Origin of the sequence: Actinomadura meyerae, assembly GCF_900188445.1 — a bacterium.
Taxonomy (GTDB): domain Bacteria; phylum Actinomycetota; class Actinomycetes; order Streptosporangiales; family Streptosporangiaceae; genus Spirillospora; species Spirillospora meyerae.
In genome coordinates this window covers 1-11,484 of the sequence record NZ_FZOR01000075.1, presented here as the reverse complement: position 1 = coordinate 11,484, position 11,484 = coordinate 1, and the positions used below count along the sequence as shown (strand labels likewise).

General features: G+C 78.2%; 1 protein-coding gene. It reads left to right on the top strand.

Annotation, left to right across the window (positions count from 1 at the left end):
* The coding region (locus tag CHF16_RS41750; RefSeq protein WP_143228336.1) for a type I polyketide synthase at positions 1 to 11,484 on the top strand (11,484 nt) is incomplete at both ends.

The following is an 11,484-nucleotide window of genomic DNA, read 5'->3' as shown; positions in this document are numbered from 1 at the left end:
CACTCGCCCACGCCCACACCAACGGACTCACCATCCCCTGGCACATCCCCGGACACCACACCAACCTCCCCACCTACCCCTTCCAACACCAGCGGCACTGGATCAACACCCCCACCACCAACGACCCCGCCGGCCTCGGGTTCGAGACGGCCGAGCACCCGTTCCTCGACGCGCACGTCCGTTCCGCGGATGGCGGCACCGTCCTGTTCACCGGGCGGGTCGGGCTCGACGACCATCCCTGGCTCGCCGACCACGCCGTCACCGGAACGGTCGTCCTCCCCGGCACCGCGTTCCTCGAACTGGCGCTGCACGTGGGCGCGCGGGTCGGCGCACCGGTCGTGGACGAGCTGACCCTGGAGGCTCCGCTTCCGTTGCCGGAGCCCGGCGAGGCCGTGCGGATCCAGGTGGTCGTGGGCGCGGACGAGGCCGGGCGGCGGCCGCTCTCCCTCCACTCCCGGACGGGCGACGGCGACTGGGTCCGGCACGCGACCGGTCTCCTCGCACGCGGCGGCCGCGTTCCCGATCCGGTGCGGCTTCCCGGCGGGGCCGAGCGCATCGGCCTGGACGGCTTCTACACCGCGCTCGCCGAACGCGGCTACGACTACGGGCCCCTGTTCCAGGGCGTGCGGGCCGCCTGGCGGAACGGCGACGACCTGTTCGCCGACGTGACGGTGGACGCGGCGGCGCGGGAAGAGGAGGGCGCGTTCGCCGTCCACCCGGCGCTCCTGGACGCCGCGCTGCACCCGGCGGTGTCGCGCGGCGACGGCCCGGCGCCCCGGCTGCCCTTCGCCTGGACGGGCGCGGTCGCCCACGCGACCGCCGGTACCCGGCTGCGCGTCCGGCTGCGCCCGGCGGGCGAGGACGCGTTCTCGCTGGTCGCGGCCGACCCGTCCGGCGAGGTCGTGTTCTCGGCCGACCGGCTGGCCCTGCGGCCGGTCGCGCCCGGCGGGCTCGCCCGCCCCGGGCGGGCCGGCGACTCGCTGTTCACCGTGGAGTGGACGCCGCTCCCGCACGGGACGGGCCGCTCCGGTGAGGTCGTGACGTTCACCGTCCCCGAGCTCGAGGGCGACGATCTCGCCGAGCGGGCGCACGAGGTCGCCCGGCGGGTGCTCGACGCCGTTCAGGGCTGGCTCTCGGACGCGGCGGCCGAGCCGTCCCGCCTGGTCGTGGTCACGCGCCTCGCGGTGGCGGTGCGGCCCGGCGAGGCGGTGGCGGGACTGGCGCAGTCCCCGGTCTGGGGGCTGGTGCGGACCGCCCAGTCGGAGAACCCCGGACGGATCGTGCTGCTCGACCACGACGGGTCCGACGCGTCCCGGCTGGCGATCGACGCGGCCCTGTCGAGCGGTGAGCCGCAGCTCGCGCTCCGGGAGGGGGCCGCGTACGTGCCCCGTCTCGTCCGCGCGGCCGGCGGCGCCCCCGGGGCGGCCCGGTGGGATCCGGACGGGACGGTGCTGGTCACCGGCGGTACCGGCACGCTCGGCGGGCTCGTCGCGCGGCGGCTGGTCGCCGAGCACGGCGTGCGGCACGTCCTGCTCGTGGGGCGGCGCGGCGCGGCGGATCCGCGTGCCGCGGCGGTGGAGGCGGAGCTGGCCGCGCTCGGCGCGGAGGTGACGGTGGCCGCCTGCGACGCCGCCGACCGGCACGCGCTCGCCTCGGTGCTGGCGGCGGTGCCCTCGGACCGGCCGCTGACGGCCGTGGTGCACGCGGCGGGCGTCCTCGACGACGGGGTGGTCGGCGCGCTGTCGCACGAGCGGCTGGACGCGGTGCTGCGGCCCAAGGTGGACGCGGCGTGGAACCTGCACGTGCTGACGGCCGGTACGGACCTGGCGGCGTTCGTCCTGTTCTCGTCGGTGACCGCGACGCTCGGCAGTCCGGGGCAGGGCAACTACACGGCCGCGAACTCCTTCCTCGACGGGCTCGCGCACCACCGGCGGGCGCTGGACCTGCCCGCCGCGTCGCTCGCGTGGGGGCTGTGGGAGCAGGCCAGCGGCATGACCGCGCATCTGGAGCGGCGCGACCTGGAACGGGTGCGGCGGAGCGGGCTGGTCCCGCTCGGCGAGGACCTCGGGCTCGCGTTGTTCGACGCCGCGCTGGCGCTCGACGCCCCGTTCGCCGTTCCGGCCCGGTTGAACCTCCCGGCGCTGCGCGCGGCGCCGGACGCGGTCCCGGCGGTCCTGCGGGAGCTGGTGCCCGCGACCGCCGTCCGGCGCGGCGGCGTCCCGGCCGCCGGGCTCGCCGGCCTTCCGGCGGGCGAACGCGAGCACGCCGTCCTCGAGCTGGTCCGCGGGCAGGTGGCGGCCGTGCTCGGCCACGGCGCGCCGGAGGCGGTCGAGGCGGGGCGGGCGTTCAAGGAGCTGGGCTTCGACTCGCTGACGTCGGTCGAGCTCCGGAACCGGCTGAACGCCGCGACCGGGCTGCGGCTGTCGGCCACGCTGGTCTTCGACCATCCCACCCCGGAGGCGCTCGCCGCGCACGTGCGGGCCGAGGTGTTCGGCGGCGCGGACACCCCGGCCGCGGCCCCGGCGGCGGTACGGGCGGTGACCGGGGACCCGGTCGTCGTCGTGGCGATGGCCTGCCGGTATCCCGGCGGGGTCGCGTCGCCGGAGGACCTGTGGGAGCTGGTGGCGGCGGGCGGCGACGCGATCGGCGGGTTCCCCGCCGACCGGGGCTGGGACCTGGACTCGCTGTTCGACCCCGACCCCGACCGTCCGGGCACGTCCTACGCGCGTGCGGGCGGCTTCCTGAGCGGCGTCGCCGACTTCGACCCGGCGTTCTTCGGCATCAACCCCCGCGAGGCCGAGGCCATGGATCCGCAGCAGCGGCTGCTGCTGGAGACCGCGTGGGAGGCCGCCGAACGGGCGGGCATCGACCCGACGAGCCTGCGCGGGACCGCGACCGGCGTGTTCACCGGGATCATGTACGGCGACTACGGCGGCCGGGTGCGGCGCGCCCCGGAGAACCTCGAGGGTTACCTCGGCAACGGCAGCCGGGGCAGCGTCGCGTCCGGGCGGATCGCCTACACGCTCGGCCTCGAAGGCCCGGCCGTCACCATCGACACGGCCTGCTCGTCGTCACTGGTGGCGCTGCACCTGGCGGCGCAGGCGCTCCGGAACGGCGAGTGCGACCTCGCGCTGGCGGGGGGCGCGGCGGTGATGGCCACACCCGCGACGTTCGTGGAGTTCAGCCGGCAGCGCGGGCTGTCCCCGGACGGCCGCTGCCGCTCGTTCTCGGCCGCCGCCGACGGAACCGGCTGGGCCGAGGGCGTCGGGCTGCTGCTGCTGGAGCGCCGGTCGGACGCCGAGCGCAACGGGCATCCGATCCTGGCCGTGGTGCGGGGCTCGGCCGTCAACCAGGACGGAGCGAGCAACGGGCTGACCGCGCCGTCCGGGCCCGCGCAGCAGCGGGTCATCCGCGCCGCGCTCGCCGGGGCGGGCCTTGGACCCGGCGACGTGGACGCCGTCGAGGCGCACGGCACCGGCACCACGCTCGGCGACCCGATCGAGGCCCAGGCACTCCTCACCGCCTACGGACAGGACCGCGACACACCCCTGTGGCTCGGCTCGATCAAATCCAACATCGGCCACACCCAGGCCGCCGCCGGAGCCGCCGGAACCATCAAAATGATCATGGCGATGCGGCACGCCCTCCTCCCCCCGACCCTGCACGCCGACGAACCCACACCCCACGTCGACTGGAACTCCGGCGCGGTCCGGCTGCTCACCGAACCGGTCCCCTGGGAGCATCCCGGCCGGCCGCGCCGCGCCGCCGTGTCGGCGTTCGGCGTCAGCGGCACCAACGCGCACGTGATCCTGGAGGAGCCGCCCGAGCCGGTCGCCGTGCCGGAGCGCCCGCGGGACCGGCCGGACCGGCCGATCGCCTGGGAGATCACGGCACGGGACGAGACGGCGCTGCGGGCGCGCGCGGCCGGGCTGCGGCGGCGCGTCGCCGACGCCGACCCCCTCGACGTGGCGCTCTCCCTCGCCGCCGGGCGGAGCACGTTCGAGCACCGGGCGGTGGTGCTGGGCCGCGACCGCGAGACGCTGCTGTCCGGGCTGGACGCCCTCGCGGCCGGTGCGCCGGGCCCGGTGCGCGGCGTGGCGGGAGCGGCCGGCCGGCCGGTGTTCGTCTTCCCCGGCCAGGGGTCGCAGTGGGCGGGCATGGCGCTGGACCTCGCGGCGGAGTCGCCGGTGTTCGCCGCGCGGCTCCGCGAGTGCGCGGACGCCCTCGCCCCGCACGTGTCCTGGGATCTGGCAGCGGTGCTGCGGGACGAGAAGGCGCTGGAGGCCGTCGACGTCGTCCAGCCCGCGCTGTTCGCGGTGATGGTGTCGCTGGCCGCGCTGTGGCGGGAGCACGGTGTGGAGCCGGCGGCGGTCGCCGGCCACTCGCAGGGCGAGATCGCCGCCGCGTGCGTGGCGGGCGCGCTGTCCCTGGCGGACGCGGCGCGCGTGGTCGCGCTGCGCAGCCGGGCGCTCACCCGGCTGGCGGGCACCGGCGGCATGGCGTCGGTCGCGCTCCCCGAGGCCGAGGCCGCCGCGCTGCTGGCCCGGTGGGAGGACCGCCTGGCGGTCGCGGCGGTGAACGGCGCGGGCTCGGTCGTGGTGTCCGGCGACGCCGACGCGCTCGACGAGCTCGGCGCCGCCTGCGCGGAGCGGGAGGTCCGCTACCGCCGGATCCCGGTGGACTACGCGTCCCACTCGACGCACGTGGAGTCCCTGCGCGACGAGCTGCTGGACGCGCTGGCCCCCGTCCGGCCCCGGACGGCGGACGTCCCGTTCCACTCGACGGTGACCGGCACCGTCCTGGACGGCGCGGAGCTCGACGCCGCCTACTGGTTCCGGAACCTGCGCGAGCCCGTCCGGTTCGCCGCCGTCACCCGGTCCCTGTTCGACACCGGGCACGGCGCGTTCATCGAGGTCAGCCCGCATCCGGTGCTGACGGTCGGGATCGAGGAGAGCGTGGACGCCGCCGTGGTGGTGGGGTCGCTGCGCCGGCGGGAGGGCGGCCTCGACCGGTTCGTGGCCTCGGTGGCCGAGGCGTACACCGCCGGCCTGCCGGTCGACTGGGCGCGCACCGCGCGGGGCGGGCGGCGGATCGACCTGCCCACCTATCCGTTCCAGCGGAGCCGCTTCTGGCTGGAGGCCCCCGCCGGCGCGGCGGACGTGACGGCCGCCGGGCTGGAGGCGTCCGGGCATCCGCTGTTCGGGACGGCCGTCGCCCGCGCCGGCGAGGACGGTCTGCTGCTCACCGGCCGCGTGTCGCTGAACTCGCATCCGTGGCTGTCCGACCACGCCGTCCGCGGCACCGTCCTGCTGCCCGGCACGGCGTTCGTCGAGGCCGCCCTGCACGCCGGGCGCGCGGCCGGGTGCGACCGCGTCGAGGAGCTCACGCTCGAAGCGCCGCTCGTCCTGGACGCGCGCGGCGCCGTCCGGCTCCAGCTCGCGGTGGAGGCGGCGGACGAGGAGGGACGGCGGCGCGTCACGGTCCATTCGCGGCCCGCCGACGACGGCTCCGCCCCGTGGACGCGGCACGCCGCCGGCACGCTCGCGCCGGAGGCGGTCCCCGAGCCGGCCGGGACGGCCGCGTGGCCGCCGGCGGGCGCGGTGCCCGTCGACCTGCCCGAGCCCTACGAGCGGCTCGCCGAGCTCGGTTACGGGTACGGCCCCGCGTTCCAGGGGGTGCGGGCCGCCTGGCGGGACGGCGGGACGGTCTTCGCGGAGGTCGCGGCGCCCGCCGGATCGGACGGGTTCGCGCTGTCGCCCGCCCTGTTCGACGCCGCGCTGCACCCGATCGTGCTCGGCCTGCTCGGCGAGCGGGCCGAGGGCGCCGTCCCGTTCGCCTGGTCCGGGGTGTCGCTGTACGCGGCGGGCGCGAAGGCGCTGCGGGTGACGCTGTCGGCCGTCGGCGGGGACGCGGTCGCGCTGGCGCTGTCGGACCCGGCGGGCCGTCCGGTGGCCTCGGTGGAGTCGCTGGTGCTGCGCCCGCTCCGGGCGGCGGCGCCGCCCGGAGCGGCCGGCGGGTCCCTCTTCCGCGTCGAGTGGCCGCGCGCGCAAGCGCTCCCGGCGCCCGGCGGTCCGGTCCGGGTGGTCGAGCTGGAGCCGGGGCTGGCTCCGGCCGAGGCGGTGCGCCGGACGCTGGACCTCGTCCGGGACCGGCTGGACGAGGAGGGAACCCTCGTCGTCCGGACGCGCGGCGCGGTGGCCGTGCACGCGGCCGAAGAGGTGACCGACCTCGGGCACGCCGCCGCGTGGGGGCTGCTCCGCGTGGCGCAGACCGAGCATCCGGGCCGGATCGCGATCGTCGACGGCCCGGCGCCGCCGCCGGAGGCGCTGACCGGAGCGGAACCGCAGCTCGCGGTGCGGGACGGCGTCGTCCGCACGCCGCGGCTGGCCCCCGTCGCCGGCGAGCCCGGCCCCGCCCCGGCCCTGGCGGGGACCGTCCTGATCACCGGCGGCACCGGGACGCTCGGCCGGTCGCTGGCCCGCCACCTCGTCGAACGGCACGGCGTCCGGAGGCTGCTGCTCGTCAGCCGATCGGGCCCGGACGCCCCCGGCACGGCCGAGCTACGCGGGCTGGACGCCGACGTCACCGTCGTGGCCTGCGACGCCGCCGACCGCGCCGCGCTCGCCGCCCTCCTCGACGAGCACGACATCGGCGCCGTCGTCCACGCCGCCGGGGTGCTGGCCGACGCGCCGCTGGAGACGCTCACCGCCGAAGACCTCGACGCCGTCTGGCGGGCCAAGGCGGAGGCCGCCCGGAACCTGGACGAGCTGACCCGGGACCGCGACCTGGACGCGTTCGTGCTGTTCTCCTCGATCGCCGGAACCGCCGGGACGGCGGGCCAGGCCGGCTACGCCGCCGCCAACGCCTACCTGGACGGGCTGGCCGCGCACCGACGCGCGCTCGGCCTGCCCGCCGTGTCCCTCGCGTGGGGGCTGTGGGAGCCGGCCGGCGGCATGACCGGGCACCTGTCGGACGCCGACCGCGCGCGCCTCGCCCGGTCCGGCATCGCCCCGATGGCCGCCGCGCGGGCGCTGGCGCTCTTCGACGCCGCGATCGCCCGCCCGGAGCCGCTGCTGGTGCCGTTCCGGCTCGACGCGGCCGCCCCCGCACGGCGGGGCGCGCCGCCGGCGGTGCTGCGCGCGCTGGTCCGGACGCCGCTGCGGCGCGCCGCCGACGCTCCGGAGGCGGGTGCCGGCCTGGCCGGACGGCTCGCGGCGCTGCCCGAGGCCGAGCGGGACGCGGCGGTGCTGGACCTGGTCCGGGCCCAGGTCGCGGACGTGCTCGGCCACGCCGGGCTCGACGCCGTCCCGGCCCGGCGGCCGTTCAAGGAGCTGGGCTTCGACTCGCTGACCGCCGTCGAGCTGCGCAACCGGCTCGCCGCGGCGACCGGGCTGCGGCCGCCCGCCACGCTCGTGTTCGACCACCCCACGCCGGAGGCCGTCGCCGCGTTCCTGCGCGCGGCGCTCCCGGGCGGCGGCCCGGCGGCGGGCCCGGCGGGGGCGGCCGCGCCGTCCCCCGCCGGCGACCCGATCGCGATCATCGGGATGGCGTGCCGCTTCCCCGGCGGGATCGGCTCGCCCGAGGACCTGTGGCGGCTGCTGCTGGCCGGCGGCGACGCCACCGGCGAGTTCCCGGCCGACCGGGGCTGGGACACCGACGCCCTGTACGACCCCGAGCCGGGCCGTCCGGGCCGGACCTACACGCGCCGCGGCGGGTTCCTCACCGGCGCGGCCGACTTCGACGCGGCGTTCTTCGGGATGAGCCCGCGCGAGGCGCTGGCCGCCGACCCGCAGCAGCGGCTGCTGCTGGAGACGGCGTGGGAGGCCGTCGAACGCGCGGGCATCGATCCGGAGCTGCTGCGCGGTTCGGCGACGGGCGTGTTCGCGGGGCTGATGAACAACGACTACGGCGCGCGGGTCGCCGACCCGCCCGACGACCTGGCGGGCTACCTGGCGACCGGCAGCACCGGCAGCGTCGCGTCCGGCAGGATCGCCTACGCGCTGGGCCTGGAGGGGCCCGCCGTCACGGTCGACACGGCCTGCTCGTCGTCGCTGGTGGCCCTGCACCTGGCCGCGCAGGCGCTCCGGAACGGCGAGTGCGGCCTGGCGCTGGCGGGCGGGGTGACGGTCATGGCCTCCCCGCACTACTTCGTCGAGTTCAGCCGGCAGCGGGCGCTGTCGCCGGACGGGCGCTGCCGCTCGTTCGCGGCGGACGCGAACGGCGCGGGCTGGTCCGAGGGCGTCGGCGTCCTGCTCGTCGAACGGCTCTCCGACGCCCGCCGCAACGGGCACCGCGTCCTGGCGGTGGTGCGCGGGTCGGCCGTCAACCAGGACGGCGCGAGCAACGGGCTGACCGCACCCAACGGGCCGTCCCAGCAGCGGGTGATCCGCGCGGCGCTGGCCGGGGCCGGGCTCGGCCCCGGCGACGTGGACGCCGTCGAGGCGCACGGCACCGGCACCACGCTCGGCGACCCGATCGAGGCGCAGGCGCTCCAGGCCGCCTACGGGCGGGACCGGGACCGCCCGCTGCTGCTCGGGTCGCTGAAGTCCAACCTCGGGCACGCCCAGGCGGCGGCCGGGGTCGCCGGGGTCATCAAGGCGGTGCTGGCGCTCCGGCACGGCCTGCTGCCGAAGACCCTGCACGCCGACGAGCCGACTCCGCACGTGGACTGGGAGTCGGGCGGGCTGGCGCTCGCGACCGAGGCGACGCCGTGGCCGGAGACCGGCCGGCCACGCCGGGCGGGCGTCTCCTCGTTCGGGATCAGCGGCACCAACGCCCACGTGATCCTGGAGGAGGCGCCCGCCGAGGAGCCGGGACCGGCCGGCGCGACGTGGGAGGGGCCCGCGCCCGTCCTGCTGTCCGGCCGGGACGGTGCGGCGCTGCGGGCGCAGGCCGCGCGGCTGCTCGCCCATGTCGACGCCCACCCGGACGCCGGGGTGGCCGATGTCGGCTACTCGCTGGGCACGACCCGCTCCGCGTTCCACGAACGCGCGACGGTGGTCGCCGCCGACCGGGCGGGGCTCCGCGCCGGGCTGGCCGCGCTCGCGTCGGGCGAGCCGGCCCCCGGCGTCGCGCGCGGCACGGCGGCGGGCCGGACGGCGTTCATGTTCAGCGGTCAGGGCAGCCAGCGGCCCGGCATGGGACGCGGCCTGTACGCGGCGTTCCCCGTGTTCGCCGCCGCGCTGGACGAGGTCGCCGGATACCTCGACACCCCGGTCGTCGACGTCATGTTCGGCGGCGACGCCGACCTGCTCGGCCGGACGCGGCACACGCAGACCGCGCTGTTCGCGTTCGAGGTGGCGCTGTACCGGCTGTTCGAGCACCACGGCGTGACCCCCGGCCACCTGATCGGCCACTCGATCGGCGAGCTCGCCGCCGCGCACGTCGCGGGCGTGCTGTCGCTGCCCGACGCGGCCGCGCTGGTGGCGGCGCGGGGACGGCTCATGGAGGCGCTCCCGGAGGGCGGCGCGATGGTCTCGCTGCGCGGCCCGGAGGAGGAGGTCCGGCCCCTGCTGGCCGGCGGGCGCGCCGTCGTCGCGGCCGTCAACGGCCCGGCCTCCACCGTCGTGTCCGGCGACGAGGACGCCGTCCTGGCGGTCGCGGCGGCCTGGCGGGAGCGGGGCGGGCGGGCCCGTCGCCTGAAGGTCAGCCACGCGTTCCACTCCCCGCGCGTGGACGCGATGCTGGAGGAGTTCCGCGCGGTCGCCGAAGGGGTGGAGTTCGCCGCGCCGGCCGTCCCGATCGTGTCGAACCTGACCGGCGAGGTCGTGGCGGCGGAGGAGATCGGGACGGCGGACTACTGGGTCCGGCACGTCCGGGAGGCCGTCCGGTTCGCCGACGGGATCCGGACGCTCGACGGCCTGGGCGTCACCACGTTCGTCGAGATCGGGCCGGACGCGGTCCTGGCGCCGATGGCGGCCGAGTGCCTGGACCGCCCGGCGGCGGCCACGGCGGCGGTCCGGCGGGACCGGCCCGAGCCGGAGACCTACGCGCTCGCACTCGGCCGGGCGGTCGCGGACGGCGCGTCCGCCGACTGGGCCGCGGTGTTCCCCGGCGCACGGCCGACGGACCTTCCGACCTACGCGTTCCAGCACCGCCACCACTGGCTGTCGCCGCCCGAGCCCGCGTCCGGCGCGGACGGGCTCGGGCTCGGCGCGTCCGGGCACCCGCTGCTGGGCGCGGCCGTCGACCTGGCGGACGGCGCGGGCCTGGTGCTCACCGGCCGGGTCTCGACGCGGGCGCATCCGTGGCTGGCCGACCACGCCGTAGGCGACGCGGTGCTGTTCCCCGGCACCGCCTTCGCGGAGCTCGCGGTCGAGGCGGGGAGGCACGTGGGGCTGGGGCGGCTGGAGGAACTGACGCTGGAAGCGCCGCTGGTGCTACCCGCGGACGAGCCCGTCGGGATCCAGGTGACGGTCGCCGACGCCGACGCGGGCGACGGCCGTCGCCGCGTCGCCGTGCACTCGCGTATCGGCGACGACCAGCCCTGGACCCGGCATGCCACGGGCGTGCTCGGGAACGCGCCGGACGCGCCCGCGCCCGCGCCGGTCGGGGCATGGCCGCCGCCCGGCGCGGAACCGATCGACGTGGACGCCCTGTACGAGGAGCTGGCCGACCTCGGTCTCGGCTACGGCCCGGCGTTCCGGGGCCTGACGGCCGCCTGGCGGTCGGCGGACGCCGTGTACGCCGAGGTCAGGGCGCCCGAGGGGCTGGACCCCGCCCGGTACGCCGTGCATCCGGCGCTGCTCGACGCGGTCCTGCACCCGGCGGCGGGCGGTTCGGACGGCGTCCGCCTCCCGTTCGCGTGGAGCGGCGTGACCGTGCACGGCACCGGCGGCGCGGACGGCCTGCGGGCCCGCGTCGACACCTCCGAGGACGGCGTCCTGCGGGTCTCGGTCGCCGACTCCGCCGGACGTCCGGTGCTGTCGGCCGAGTCGCTTGCGGTCCGGCCGTTCGCCGTCGAGACCCTCCGCCCGCCGCGGAGCGGCTCCCTGCACGCCGTGGAGTGGACGCCCGTCCCGCTGCCGGACGCCGCGTCCGGGGCGGAGGTGATCACGGCGCCCGGCGACGTGCGCGCCGCCCTCCCCCTCCTCCAGGAGCGGCTCGCCGCCGACGGGCCGTTCGCGCTCGTCACGACCGGTGCGGTCGACCCCGGCGAGGAGCGGCCGGATCCGGACGCCGCCGCCGTGTGGGGGCTGGTGCGCGCCGCGCAGCGCGAGCATCCGGGACGCGTCCAGCTCGTCGACACGGACGGGAGCGAGGCGTCCCGGCCGGCGATCGCGGCCGCGCTGGCGACCGGCGAGCCGCAGATCGCGCTGCGCGCCGGGAAGGCGCTCGTACCCCGGCTGCGCCGCGTCGCCCCGGACACCGCCCCGGCGGCGGCTCCGTTCGATCCGGACGGCCTCGTCCTGATCACCGGCGGCACCGGCACGCTCGGCCGCCTCGTCGCCCGCCACCTGGTCGAACGGCACGGCGTCCGACGGC